Annotated in this window: 8 protein-coding genes; 4 read left to right on the plus strand and 4 right to left on the minus strand. The window is 69.2% G+C overall.

The annotated features are described in order from the left end of the window. The first annotated feature begins 28 nt into the window (after positions 1-28). The 4 genes from BLP88_RS11295 to BLP88_RS11310 all read left to right on the plus strand — a co-directional run bounded on the left by BLP88_RS11295 (position 29) and on the right by BLP88_RS11310 (position 5416). Positions 29-970, plus strand: coding sequence for an LppM family (lipo)protein (locus BLP88_RS11295; RefSeq protein WP_074589245.1), 942 nt, complete (start codon positions 29-31; stop codon positions 968-970). Between the two features lie 146 nt (positions 971-1116). Beyond that, a complete protein-coding gene (pheS, locus tag BLP88_RS11300; protein WP_074589246.1) occupies positions 1117-2178 on the plus strand; it encodes a phenylalanine--tRNA ligase subunit alpha in 1062 nt (353 codons plus the stop codon). A 2-nt stretch (positions 2179-2180) separates the two neighbouring features. Next, positions 2181-4724: a phenylalanine--tRNA ligase subunit beta gene (gene pheT, locus BLP88_RS11305; protein ID WP_074589248.1), complete on the plus strand. Its 2544-nt coding sequence runs from the start codon at positions 2181-2183 to the stop codon at positions 4722-4724. 5 nt (positions 4725-4729) lie between these two features. Beyond that, entirely contained in the window at positions 4730-5416 is a 687-nt protein-coding gene (locus BLP88_RS11310; RefSeq protein WP_074589249.1) for a 4'-phosphopantetheinyl transferase superfamily protein, read from the plus strand. Here BLP88_RS11310 and BLP88_RS11315 read toward each other — a convergent pair. The 4 genes from BLP88_RS11315 to BLP88_RS11330 form a co-directional block, all read right to left on the minus strand. Beyond that, the gene (locus BLP88_RS11315) at positions 5413-6780 is read right to left on the minus strand and encodes a M1 family metallopeptidase (protein ID WP_074589251.1); all 1368 of its coding nucleotides are present in this window, start codon (positions 6778-6780) and stop codon (positions 5413-5415) included. The genes BLP88_RS11310 and BLP88_RS11315 overlap by 4 nt on opposite strands. 33 nt (positions 6781-6813) lie before the next feature. Beyond that, positions 6814-10749, minus strand: a complete 3936-nt coding sequence (locus tag BLP88_RS11320; RefSeq protein WP_074589252.1) for a Pls/PosA family non-ribosomal peptide synthetase — start codon at positions 10747-10749, stop codon at positions 6814-6816. 85 nt (positions 10750-10834) lie between these two features. Then, positions 10835-11800 carry a quinone oxidoreductase family protein gene (locus BLP88_RS11325; protein ID WP_074589254.1) on the minus strand — a complete coding sequence of 322 codons (966 nt, stop codon included), beginning with the start codon at positions 11798-11800 and terminating at the stop codon, positions 10835-10837. Between the two features lie 123 nt (positions 11801-11923). Beyond that, positions 11924-13012, minus strand: a complete 1089-nt coding sequence (locus BLP88_RS11330) for a fatty acid desaturase family protein (RefSeq protein WP_074589256.1) — start codon at positions 13010-13012, stop codon at positions 11924-11926. Positions 13013-13216 lie beyond the last annotated feature (204 nt).

Raw genomic sequence — 13216 nt, forward strand, 5'->3', positions numbered from 1 at the left:
CCCTTGGTGGACTAGATCGGGGGGAATCATGCGGCCTGGACGCGCCGTCGCCGCCACCGCTGTTCTGGTGGCCGTGCTCTTTTCACTGACCGGTTGTTTCAAGCTCAACATGGACATCAAGGTCCACAGCGAGAAGAGCGTCGACTATGAGGTGGTCTACGCGCTCCAGAAGGACGTCCTGAAGGGCAAGTCCTTCGACGAATTCATGAAGGCGAACGACGGTTCGGCGGACATGACCATCCCCGAGGGGGCGAAGGTCGAAGAGTTTGAAGACGCCGATTACAAGGGGAAGCGGATCAGCGCCGTCAACATCGATCCCGCGAAGATCGCCGAGGCCGAAGAAGACTCCGCCAACAAGCTGAGCCTGGTCAAGGAAGGCGACTTCTACGTCCTGACCATGGGGAACCTTTCCAACGATTCAACCGACCCGCAGGGCGCGCAGATCGCCAAGGCCATCTTCGACGAAGCGGTCCTGAAAGTGACCTTCCCTGGAAAGATCGTGGAGGCCAACGGCGCGAAGATCGACGGCAATGCCGCCACCATCGACTTCCTGGCCACGGACGCCAAGCAGATCAGGGTCAAAGCGGAAAGCTCAGCCGGGTTCCCGCTATGGATTCTGTGGGGCGGCATCGCCCTGCTGGTGGTGATCGCCGGCCTCATCCTGCTGTTCGTGCTGCTGTCCCGCCGCAAGGCCCAGCCGGCACCGGCCGGGTGGCCGGCGCCGGCTGCACCGGGCGGCGGACCGGTGCCCGGGGCGCCAGTGCCGGGCCCGACGGCGGCAGCACCGCCGTCGAACATGCCGCCACCGTCGTACATGCCGCCGCCGCAGTTCACACCACCGCAAAGCCCGCCGCCGGCCGGCCCGCCCCCGGCTGGACCTCCGCCCGGGGCCGCGCCGCCCGTGCCGGGACACCCGCCGGCGCAGCCCGGCACCCCGCCCGCGCAGCCCGGCCGGGACGGACCTGCCTGAATCGCGGACGGGTTAAATCCCGGCCGCGGCGTTCAACTAGACTGGGGGGTAATGCCCGCCGGAGGATCCGGTGAGCGTTGCCCCTTTGTCTTTGCCGTGCTGCTGGCCGGCGAAGGACACTTCCGACTCGTAGCTAAGAACAGTAGATGACTGACACTTTGCCGGGCGCCGCCATCCCGAACCCGTTGGATGAGGCCGCCATCACCGCCGCCGTCGAGGCCGCCGTCGCCGCCATTGCCGCCGCGTCCTCGCTCGAAGAACTCAAGGCCGTCCGCCTGGCCCACACGGGGGAGAAGTCGCCCCTGAGCCTGGCCAACCGCGAAATCGGCGGGCTGGCCAAGGAACACAAGGCCGCCGCCGGCAAGCTAATGGGCGCCTCCCGCGGCCGCGTCAACCAGGCTCTCGCCGCCCGCACCGCGGAGCTCGAAGCAGAAAACGACGCCCGCATCCTTATCGAAGAGACGGTGGATGTCACGGCAGCTCCGCGCCGCCGCCGTGCCGGTGCCCGGCACCCGCTGTCCACGCTGCAGGACCGTGTGGCGGACATCTTCGTAGGCATGGGCTGGGAGATCGCCGAGGGCCCCGAGGTCGAGTCGGAATGGTTCAACTTCGACGCCCTGAACTTCAAGCCGGACCACCCGGCGCGCGAAATGCAGGACACCTTCTTCGTGGAACCCCCCGAAGCCCATCTGCTCATGCGCACGCACACCTCCCCGGTGCAGGTGCGCTCGATGCTGGAGCGCGAGGTGCCCATCTACGTGCTGTGCCCGGGCAAGGTGTTCCGTACCGACGAACTCGATGCCACGCACACCCCGGTGTTCCACCAGTTCGAAGGCCTGGCCATCGACAAGAACCTCAGCATGGCCGATCTCCGCGGAACGCTGGAACACTTCGCGCGCCAGATGTTCGGCGAGGAAGCCTCCATCCGCCTGCGCCCGAACTACTTCCCCTTCACCGAACCGTCCGCCGAACTGGACATCTGGCACCCCGGCGCCAAGGGCGGCCCCCGCTGGATCGAATGGGGCGGCTGCGGCATGGTAAACCCGAACGTGCTCCGCGCCGCCGGCATCGACCCGGAGGAGTATTCAGGTTTTGCCTTCGGCATGGGCATCGAGCGCACCCTCATGTTCCGCAATGAGGTCAGCGACATGCGCGACATGATCGAAGGCGATGTACGTTTCAGCGAGCACTTCGGGATGGAGATCTAACAGTGCGTATCCCCCTTTCCTGGCTGCGTGAATTCGCGCAGGTACCGGCCGGAGCCACGGCCGAAGACGTCATGGCCGAGCTCGTCAAAGTTGGTTTTGAGGAAGAAGCCGTCCACCGCCCCACGGACACCCTGCAGGGCCCGATCGTCGTCGGGCAGGTGCTGAGCCTGGTCAAGGAACCGCAGTCCAACGGCAAGACCATCAATTGGTGCCAGGTCCGTGTAGTCCCTGAAGGGCAGGAGCAGATCCTCACCGGCAAGGGCATCGACCCGTCCGGCGTGCAGGGCATTGTCTGCGGCGCCCACAACTTCGTGGAAGGGGACAAGGTAGTGGTCACCCTGCCCGGCGCCGTGCTGCCCGGCGACTTCCACATCTCTGCCCGCAAGACCTACGGGCACCTGTCCGCCGGCATGATCGCCTCCGTCCGCGAGCTCGGCATCGGCGAGGACCACGACGGCATCCTGGTGCTGTCCCGGATCGGCCTCGACCCCGAAATCGGGACCGACGCCATGGAACTGCTCGGCCTCTACGACCAGGCAGCGGAAATCAACGTCACGCCCGACCGCGGCTACGCCTTCTCCATCCGCGGCGTGGCCCGCGAATACGCCCACGCCACCGGGACGGCCTTCACCGATCCGGCGTCGAAGGTCAACGCCCCGGCGGCCCTGTCCGGCGGCTACGGCGTCAAGCTGAACGACGACGCACCCATCTACGGCAAGCCCGGCTGCGACCGCTTCGTTGCCCGCACCGTGCGCGGCGTGGACGCCACCCGTCCCACGCCGCCGTGGATGGTCTCGCGGCTGCGCCTGGCCGGGATCCGCTCCATCTCCTTGCCGGTGGACATCTCCAACTACGTCATGCTGGAGCTCGGCCAGCCGAACCACTGCTACGACCTGGACAAGCTCGCCGGGGACATTGTGGTGCGGCGCGCCGCAGCGGGGGAGAAGATCCTCACGCTGGACGGCAAGGAACGCGCACTCGACGTCGAGGACCTGCTGATCACCGACGATTCCGGAGCCATCGGCATCGCCGGCGTCATGGGCGGGGCCAACACCGAAGTGTCCGACTCCACCACCAACATCCTGGTCGAGGCCGCCCACTTCGATGAGGTGTCGATTGCCCGCGCCCGCCGCCGCCACAAGCTGCCGTCCGAGGCGTCCAAGCGCTTCGAACGCGGCGTCGACTGGCAGCTCGCCGGTGTCGCCGCCCAGCGCGTGGTGGACCTGCTGGTGGAACTGGCGGGCGGCACCGCCGATGAGGCCGGTACCGACGTCGGGACCGCACCGGAAACCGCCACGATCGAACTGCCCGCGTCCTTCGCGTCCGAACGCATCGGCATCGACTTCAGCGAAGAGCAGATCACCACCTGCCTCGAAGACCTGGGGGCCGCTGTCGAAAAGACAGCGGACGGGTACCGGGTCACGGCCCCGAGCTGGCGCCAGGATCTGGAGACCAAGGAAGACCTGTCCGAGGAAATCGCCCGGCTGGTGGGTTACGAGAACATCCCGGCAACCCTGCCGGTAGCCCCTCCCGGCCGCGGTCTGACCCGCACGCAGCAGCAGAAGCGCCGCGTGGTCCAGGCCCTGGCCGACGCCGGACTCACCGAGGTACTGTCCTACCCGTTCGTCTCGAAGGCCGCCAACGACACCTTCGGGGTCGCCGAGGAAGGTGCCGGCCGCGAAGCCCTCAAGCTGGCCAACCCGATCAGCGAGGAGCACGGCTACCTGCGCACCTCGGTGCTGCCCGGACTGATCGAGGCGGCCCGCCGCAACCTGTCCCGCGGCTTCCGCGACCTCGCCCTGTACGAGGCGGGCCTGGTCTTCCTGCCGGACGGGAAGCTCGGCACGGAGTCCATTCCGCCACTCGGCGCCAAGCCGGCCCCGGAGGTCCTGGACGGACTATTCGACGGCGTCCCGGACCAGCCCCTTCACATCGCCGCCCTGATGTGCGGCCACGATTCGCCCGCTGCCGCCGGCCACGCCCCGCGCCCGTGGGACTGGGCCGACGCCCTCGACGCCGCCCGCCTGGTGGGCGACGTACTTGGCGTCGAGCTCGTGGTCAGCCAGGGAAGCCACCAGGCATTCCACCCGGGACGCGCCGCCCAGCTGGCGCTGCGCTCGGGCGAGGTGGTGGGCTACGCCGGTGAGCTGCACCCGAAGCTTCTGGCCGCGCACGACATGCCCGCCCGTTCGGTGGCCATGGAACTGGACGCGGATGCCATCTTCGACGCCGCAGCGGACGTCATCGTCGCCAAGCACATCTCCGGTTTCCCGGTCGCCACCCAGGACGTGGCACTGGTGGTTCCGCAGGACGTGCCGGCCGACGCCGTGCTGGCGGCCCTCCGCGAAGGCGCCGGCGAGTTGCTTGAGGACGTGGCGCTGTTCGACGTCTACGTCGGCAAGGGCATCGAGGACGGCAAGAAGTCCCTCGCCTTCGGCCTGCGCTTCCGGGCAACGGACCGCACCCTCACCGCCGACGAAGCATCGGAGGCCCGCGAGGCGGCCGTCGCCGTCGCCGCGGAACGCTTCGGAGCCGTGCAGCGCTGACGGATATGGCCGGGCTGGCACTGCGCCTGGAAACGCTCGACGCCGTGACGGCACCTGTTGCCGTCACGGCGTCGGTGCTCCGCGGCGCCGCCGGCGCCCGGGCCGCCGCCTTCGCGCACGAGCGCGACCGGCAGGAATTCCTCGCCGGACGGGCGGCCCTGCTGCTGTTCGCCGCCGGCCTGCTGGAAGTCGATCCCGGCCGCCTGGTGGCGCGCTACGACTGCCCGCAGTGCGGTCCGGACGCCGGCCACGGCCGTCCCGCGTACCTGCTCGACGGCGGCCCCGCGCCGCTGCTGCTCAGCGCCTCCCGGGCGGCGGGCCGGGTGCTGCTGGCCGGCGTCGCGCATCCGGAAGCCGGCACGGCGCTTGGGACTGACCTGGAAGACAGCGGCAGGCTCGCCGTTGCGGGCTTCGGCGCGGACGGTTTCGACGCGGTGGCACTGGGTGCCAGGGAACAGCGCTGGGTGCAGGGACTGCCGGCGGGGGAGCGGAGCCACGGGCGGGCGCTGCTTTGGGCACGGAAGGAAGCCTGGCTGAAACGCAGCGGCGAAGGCCTGCGCCGGGACCCGGCCACCGTGGATGCCCTGGACCTGCCTGGTGTGGCGGATCTCGCGCTGGACGGGACGGACCCCGGGCTGGAACTTGCGGCGCCGGTGCCCGCGAACCTTGTTGCCGCCGTCGCCTTCTACTAGCGGCCCTCAGGGAGCGGCGGCAGGGCCTTGTGGTAGAGCCACGGTTCCAGCACGGCAGCGCAATCCAGGCCGGGCACAACGCTGTCCGCGGTGGCCACGAAATCGGCGGTGGAGACCGAGCCGTGCCTGAAGTCCGCCGTCCACCGGCGGAGCAGGCCAAAGAATGCTTCGTCGCCGCAGGCCGTCCGCACGGCATGCAGTGCCAGGGCGCCGCGCTTGTAGACGCGGTCGTCGAAAAGGAGCCTGGGTCCCGGGTCGCCGACCAGCAGGTCCTGGGCCTCATTGTTGAGCTTCCGCCAAGCCGCGGCCGCCCGTCCGGCCAGGGGCATCACCCGGGATTCCTCGGACCAGATCCATTCCGCGTAGCAGGCGAAGCCTTCGTGCAGCCAGATGTCCTGCCAGCTGGACACGGTCAGGGAGTTCCCGAACCACTGGTGCGACAGCTCATGGGCGATCAGCCGCTGCGACTCCCAATCCTGTCCCAGATGGTTGCGGCCGAAGATCGAAAGCGTCTGGGCCTCGAGCGGGATCTCAAGCGCGTCCTCGGTGACCACGGCCGTGTATTCCTCGAACGGATAGGGGCCGAAGCAGTCAACGAAGGTGCGCATCATCTCCCGTTGCCGGGCCAGTCCCTCCCGGGCAGCGGACGCCATGGGCGCGGTGGCCGCGAGGAACTGCGGGATGGCGGCGGGCCAGGGTGCCTCGGCGTGGTGCGCGTTGTGGCTCCCGTCGAGCGGCAGCAGTTCGTAGCGGCCGATCTGGACGGTGGCCAGGTACGTGGCCATCGGGTCGAGCTGCTCGTACACCCAGGTTTCGCGGCTGGACTTGCGGCTGTGCGAGATGAGGCGTCCGTTGCAGATGGCCCGGTAGTTGTCGTCCGTGGTCACGCTGATCAGGTAGGTGGACTTATGGCGCGGGTGGTCGTTGCACGGGAACCAGGAAGGGGCACCGTTCGGCTGTCCGGCGACCAGCACGCCGTCGTCCAGTTCTTCCCAACCGACCTCGCCCCAGAGCCCGCGCCGCGGCCGCGGATTTCCCTCGTAGCGGACCTCCACGGTGAAGGATTGCCCGGCCCTCAGCGGATCCTTGGCCGTGATGGCCAGGTGCTCTCCGCGGGCACCGAACTTTGGTGGCTTCTTTCCGTCCACCAGCACCTTGGCGGTTTTGAGCCCTACCAGGTCCAGCATGATCTGCTGGATGTCCTGCAGGGCAACGCAGCGCAGCACCGCCCGGCCGCTCAGCCGGTTGCTGCCCAGTGCGTAGTCCAGGTCCAGCTCATAGCGTTCTACCCGGAACGCCGGGCTTCCGTGCCGCAGGGTGTAGCGGTCGGCCGTGGCGCCGGGCGATGTCTCGTTACGGGTCATGGTGCTACGCTACCGGCCGCGCGGCGCGCACTCTTACGGTCCCGCCCACGGGCTGACGGGGTTGCCCATCCAGTACGTCCCCGCCGGTACGGCCTCGCCGCGCATTACCAGGGATGCCGGCCCCACGGTTCCGCCGTTGCCGATGCTCGCCTGGGGAAGGATCACCCCGTGCGGGCCCATGGTGGCGCCGTCGCCCAGGACCACGGTGTCGATCGCCATGATCCGGTCGTGGAACAGGTGGGTCTGCACCACGCAGCCCCGGTTCACAGTGGCGCTCCTGCCAAGGCTCACCAGATCGGCCTCAGGCAGCCAGTAGCTCTCGCACCAGGTGCCGCGGCCGATCTTCGCGCCAAGCCCCCGCAGCCACCACACCAGGGCGGGCGTCCCGGCGGCGGCGCGGGCAAACCAGGGGGCGCTGACCATCTCGATGAAGGTGTCCACCACCTCGTTGCGCCAGATGAACGCACTCCACAGGGGATGCTCGCCGGCCCTGATCCTGCCCACCAGCAGCCACTTGGCGGCCACCGAGCTGAGCGCGGCCACGGCGCCCGCGAGCAGCATCACGACCCCGCCCAGGAGGGCGGCCACCCAGTAGGACGTGCTGGAGGCGATCCCGTCGAGCACCAGCATGATCCCGACGGCGATGCCCGCCGTGAGCACGACCGGCACCAGGCGGCAGAGTTCCCACAGCCCGCGCCGGGTCTTCAGTGCGGCCGAAGGGTTGAAGGTGAGGCTCTTGTCCGCGTCGACCACCGTACGGCGGAGCCGGACCGGCGGGCTGCCCAGCCACGAGGTGCCGGACTTCGCCTTCGCCGGAGTGGCGGACAGGACGGCCACGAGGGAGTTCTTGGGCACGCTGCGGCCGGCGGCGGTCATCCCGGAGTTGCCGAGGAAGGAGCGTTTGCCGATCTTGGCCGGGGCGATCTTGATCCAGCCCCCGCCCAGTTCGTAGGAGGCCACCATGGTGTCGTCGGCCAGGAATGCGCCGTCGCCGATCGTCGTCATCTTCGGCAGGAGCAGCACCGTGGAGGCTTCCACGTTCCTGCCCACCGTGGCGCCGAGCAGGCGCAGCCAGACGGGGGTGAAGAGGCTGGCGTAGATCGGGAACAGCAGGTCCCTGGCCAGGTCCAGCACCCGTTCCGTGGCCCAGACCTGCCAGCCGGCGCGGCTTTGGACCCGGTAATAGCCCTCCTTCAGGCCCAGGCCAAGCAGCCGCGTGACCACCAGGACCAGGAGCAGGTTGCACACGAACCAGGCCAGGGCGGCGAGGGGCACCGAGAGCAGGAGTTCCGGCAGGGCCGCCTGCAGCGACGACTTTCCGCGGATGAAGGCCAGCACCATAAGGCCGCCCGCGAAGGCCGAGGCGTAGGGGATCAAAGCGAGCAGCGCGGAGGCTCCGGCGAATGCGGCGAACCAGAGCCGCCGGACGCCCCGGGACGTTGCCGGGGCCTCGGGCCAGTCGTCTTTCGCATTGCCCCGGCGTTCGGCGGGCGAGCCGGCCACCAGGTGGCCGGCTTTGACCTTGCCCAGCACCGCGGAGCCTGCCTCCACCCGGGCTCCGGCGCCGATGGTGGTGCCGGGCATGAGAGTGCTGCGAGCGCCCACCGTGGCACCGGCGCCGATGTGGATCGCGCCGATGTGCACCGAGTCGCCGTCCACCCACCAGCCGGACAGGTCGACCTCGGGCTCGATGTTGCTGCCGCTGCCCAGTGACAGCAGGCCGGTGACCGGCGGCAGGGAGTGCAGGTGCACGTTGTTGCCGATCTTCGCGCCAAGGGCCCGGGCGTAGTAGGGCACCCACGGAGCGCTGGCGAGGCTGATGGCGCCGGCCAGGTCCTGGACCTGCTCGGCCAGCCACAGGCGCAGGTGCACCTTGCCGGCGCGCGGGTAGCTTCCGGGCCGGACGCCGCGCAGCAGGATCCGGGCCGCCGCGACCGCGATCGCCATGCGCCCCAGGGGGCTGACGAACACCAGCCAGGAGGCCAGGATCCACCACCAGGACACCACCGGGGCCGCGCTGAACCCGGCAAGGTCTGCCAGCAGCCGGTTGGCGGCCATTAGGTACGTGAGCCAGCGCATGCCGGTGAGGATGTTCAGGAAGATCCCCATCAGTGTCTGGAACAGCTGGGACTTCAGGGCGGTGGGACGCACGGGACGTTCGACGGCGGCTACCGCGGTGCCGCCGTCGGGCAGCGACTGCCGGGCCGCCTCGACCAGGGCCCCGACGCGCGGCGTCGCGTAGATTTCGGCCACCGTGATGGTTGGGTAGCGGACGCGCAGGGCGGAGACCAGCTGCGCCGCGGCGAGTGAACCGCCGCCGTAGGCGAAGAAGTCGGCGTCCAGGGAGGTCACCGGGGTCCCGAGCACAGATTCCCACTGCTCCACGATCCACGCCGCATCGGCCGGGAGTTCCAGTGGCGGGACGTCCGCGGCCGCTGCCGACGCGCCGGGCAGGGGCCAGGGGAGGGCGTTGCGGTCCACCTTGCCGCTGGTCTTCGTGGGCAGCGAGTCCACCACCGCCAGCAGCGGGACGAGGGCGGCGGGAAGGCTTTCGGCCAGCAGCTTGCGGGCTTCGGCAAGGTCCGGATTCACGGCCTCCGCCGGTGCAAGGTAACCTACCAGGATCTGGTTCCCGGCCGCCGTCGTGCGCACCGCCGCGGCGGCCCCCGCGATGCCCGGCAGCGCCTGCAGGGCGGCGTCCACCTCGCCGAGTTCGATCCTGCGGCCGCCCAGTTTCACCTGTTCGTCGGCGCGGCCCTGGAAAATGAGGCCTTCGCGTTCGTAGCGCACCAGGTCGCCGGAACGGTAGGCCCGCTCCCAGCCCAGGGTAGGCATCGGCGCATATTTCTCGGCGTCCTTGGCCGGGTCCAGGTAGCGGGCCAGCCCGACGCCGCCGATGATCAGTTCGCCGGTTTCGCCTTCGGGCACTGGAACGCCGGCAGGATCGACGACGGCGAGGTCCCAGCCGTCCAGCGGCAGCCCGATCCGCACGGGGCCGGGTCCGCCAAGGGGAGCGGCGCAGGCAACCACCGTGGCCTCGGTGGGCCCGTAGGTGTTCCAGACCTCCCGGCCGTCCACGGCGAGCCGTTCGGCGAGCTCCGGCGGGCAGGCTTCGCCGCCGAAGATCAGCAGCCGGACGTTTTCCAGGGCTTCCGCCGGCCACAGCGCCGCCAGGGTGGGCACCGTGGATACCACGGAGATGCCGTGGTTGATCAGCCAGGGGCCGAGGTCCATACCGGAGCGGACCAGGGCGCGCGGCGCCGGGACCAGGCAGGCGCCGTGCCGCCAGGCCAGCCACATTTCTTCGCAGGAGGCGTCGAAGGCCACGGACAGGCCGGCGAGGACCCGGTCCTGGGGGCCGATCGGCTCCGCCTGCAGGAAGAGCCGCGCCTCGGCGTCCACGAAGGCCGCGGAGGACCGGTGCTGCACGGCCACGCCCTTGGGGGTGCCGGTGGAGCCGGAGGTGAAGATGATCCAGGAGTCGTCGTCCAGGCCAGGTTTCCGCGGCGACGGGAAGGGCGCCGGGCGGTCGCCGGTGACATCCACGGCGAGGCCCGCGGTCACCATGCCGGCCACCCGGGCCTCCCCGAAGACCAGGCGGGCCCGTTCCTCGGGGTCGTCCGCGTCCACCGGGACGTAGGCGGCACCCACCAGCAGGATGCCGAGGATCGCTATATAGAGGTCGTTGCTGCCCGAGGGGATCCGGACGCCGATCTTGTCCCCGGCACCGAGCCCCCGGCCGTGCAGCGTCCGCCCGAAGGCGCGGACCGCTTTGAGGAGCTCGGCGTAGCTCAACGATTTGCTGCCGTCGTCCAGGGCCGAGGCCTCGGGGAAGCGCCGCGCGGTGTCTTCGAGGATGTCCACCAGCGTGCGCTGCGGGGGAGCCGCGGCGGCGCCGGGAAACTGCGGCAGGTATGCGCCGCTGGTAAGGCCCTGGGTCGGGGCCCGTGTGTCTTGCTCCTGTGTCACTACAGGAGCCTTACCCACGAAGATGAACAAATGGTGACATTTTTCGTCCCCGCGTCACCGTGTCGTCACCCAGCCAAACAGGCTGTTAGGGAACCAGCAGGACCTTGCCGGTGGTCCTGCGGCCTTCGAGGTCGCGGTGGGCCTGTGCCGCTTCGGGCAGCGGGTAGCGGGCGCCGATGCGCACCTTGAGCGCGCCCCTGGCCGCGGCGTCGAAGATTTCCGCCGAGCGCCAGTGGCGTTCCTGTGCGTTCTGCAGGAAGTGGCCCACGGTGGGACGGGTGAGGCTCAGCGAGCCGCCCGCGTGCAGCCGCATCGGGTCGACGGGCGGGACCGGCCCGGACGCGGCGCCGTACAGGACCATCGAACCGCGCACTCGCAGGCTTTCCAACGAGGCATCGAAGGTGTCCTTGCCGACGCCGTCGAACACCGCGTGCACGCCTTCGCCGTCGGTCAGTTCGCGGACCTTCTGCGCGAACCCGTCGTACCGGAGCACGACGTCGGCGCCCGCCTCACGGGACAACGCCTCCTTTTCGTCGGTGGACACCGTGGTGATGACCCGCGCCCCGCGGGCCTTGAGCAGTTGGGTCAGGAGCAGGCCCACACCGCCCGCGCCGGCATGGGCGAGAACTGTCTGGCCGGGCTCCACCCGGAAGGAGGAGTTCATCAGGAAGTGCGCGGTCATGCCCTGCAGCGGGAGGGCGGCGGCGGTGAAATCGTCGACGCCGTCCGGAACGGGCAGTGCCTTGTGCTCCTCGACGAGGGTGTACCCGGCGTAGCTGCGGGCGCCTTCCGCCGTGGCCACCCGGTCGCCGACGCTGAAGAGTTCGACGCCCTCGCCCACGGCCTCCACGGTTCCGGAGCATTCCGAGCCCGGCACGAAGGGGAACGCCACCTTGTAGAGGCCGCTGCGCTGGTAGGTCTCGACGAAGTTGACGCCCGTGGCGGCGACCTTGACCAGGAGCTGTCCCGCCCCCGGGACCGGCATTTCCGCCTCACGGTATTCGAGTACTTCGGGTCCTCCGGGTTGCCGGGCAATGATGGCGTGCGTCATGGCTCTCCTTTGCTCCGGGCAGGTCTTTCCGCGCCCGGTCCACTCAACCCATCCTAGGGAGGGACGCTGGGAACATGCCTGCAGGGCGTGCCGCAGGCGGAGCCGGCCGCGGCTGCTGACGGCTCAGCGGCGACCGTGCACCGAGGCGACCGGGCAGTCGAATCCGCGGCCCGCAGACAGGCCCACTTCGTTGAGGTAGCGGACCACGATTCCATAGGACTGCATGAGGGTGGTCTCGGTGTAGGGAATCGAGTGGGTGGCGCAGAAGCTGCGCACGATCGCTGTGGCCCGGTGGAGCTGCGGGCGGGCCATGTCCGGAAAGAGATGGTGCTCCACCTGGCGGTTCAGCCCGCCCAGCAGGAAGTCCATGAACCGGCCGCCGGAGATGTTCCGTGAGGTCAGGACCTGCCTGCTCAGGAAGTCCACCCGGCTGTCCGCGGGGAGCACCGGCATGCCTTTGTGGTTCGGGGCGAAGGAGGCTCCCATGTAGAAGCCGTACACCACGATTTGCACCCCGAGGAAGGCGAAGGCCATGCCCAGGGGCAGGAAGGTGAAGGCCAGCACCGGAAGGGCGAGGAGACGGACCAGCAGGATGGGCGCTTCCACCCAACGGTGGCGAACTGTGCCGCGGCCCAGGACGAAGCGCACCGAGTCGAACTGGAGGCTGATTCCCAGCAGGCCCAGCAAGGGGAAGAAGAACCAGCCCTGTTTGCGGGTCAGGAAGGCGAAGCGCCCGGTGCGTGCGGACGCAGCTTCCGGGTAGAACACCAACGCGTTGTTCCGGATGTCCGGATCCTTGGAGATGACGTTGGGGTGGTTGTGGTGGGCGCCGTGCTTCTGTTCCCACCAGGAGTAGCTGATCCCTGCGATCCCGGTGGCCAGGAGCCGGGCCGACCAGTCGTTCGCCCGGCGGGACGCGAAGATCTGCTTGTGGCCGGCCTCGTGCGCCAGGAAGCTCAGCTGGGTGCAGAAGATGCCGACTCCGGCCGCGATCAGCAGTTGGTACCAGGAATCCCCGATCAGGGCGAAGCCCAGCCAGGTTGCGGCCATCAGCGTCATGAGGGCCGCGAAGAGCCAGATGTAGAAACCCCGGCGGCGTTCCAGCAGGCCCGCGGCGCGGACGCTCTTGAGAAGCTCGGAATAGCTCCGGACCAGGGGGTTGGGCTGGATGGCGCGTGTTTTCGGGCGCTCAGCGGTGGATGTGGGTGACATATGTACTTGTGCCCCGTATCGCTAACGGGCAACGCTGCATCCGACGTTCGGACTGCACGGTCTGGATCACCCTTCACTCAGGATACGCTCCGGGGGCAAGCGCCATCCATGTGAAGAGGATGAGGCCGGGCGAAATCAGCCATGCATAAATATCGACAACTATGCATAGTTTTGCTGTCCGGGGTTGGGATAGCTACAGTGTTG

The organism is Arthrobacter cupressi (genome assembly GCF_900099975.1).
In the GTDB taxonomy this organism is placed as follows: Bacteria; Actinomycetota; Actinomycetes; order Actinomycetales; family Micrococcaceae; genus Arthrobacter; species Arthrobacter cupressi.

What these genes read in the sequence shown, in the direction of transcription:
- BLP88_RS11325 (WP_074589254.1), bottom strand. Translation starts at nt 11,800, where the DNA reads ATGACGCACGCCATCATTGCCCGGCAACCCGGAGGACCCGAAGTACTC.
- BLP88_RS11310 (WP_074589249.1), top strand. Translation starts at nt 4,730, where the DNA reads ATGGCCGGGCTGGCACTGCGCCTGGAAACGCTCGACGCCGTGACGGCA.
- BLP88_RS11330 (WP_074589256.1), bottom strand. Translation starts at nt 13,012, where the DNA reads ATGTCACCCACATCCACCGCTGAGCGCCCGAAAACACGCGCCATCCAG.
- BLP88_RS11315 (WP_074589251.1), bottom strand. Translation starts at nt 6,780, where the DNA reads ATGACCCGTAACGAGACATCGCCCGGCGCCACGGCCGACCGCTACACC.
- BLP88_RS11295 (WP_074589245.1), top strand. Translation starts at nt 29, where the DNA reads ATGCGGCCTGGACGCGCCGTCGCCGCCACCGCTGTTCTGGTGGCCGTG.
- pheS (WP_074589246.1), top strand. Translation starts at nt 1,117, where the DNA reads ATGACTGACACTTTGCCGGGCGCCGCCATCCCGAACCCGTTGGATGAG.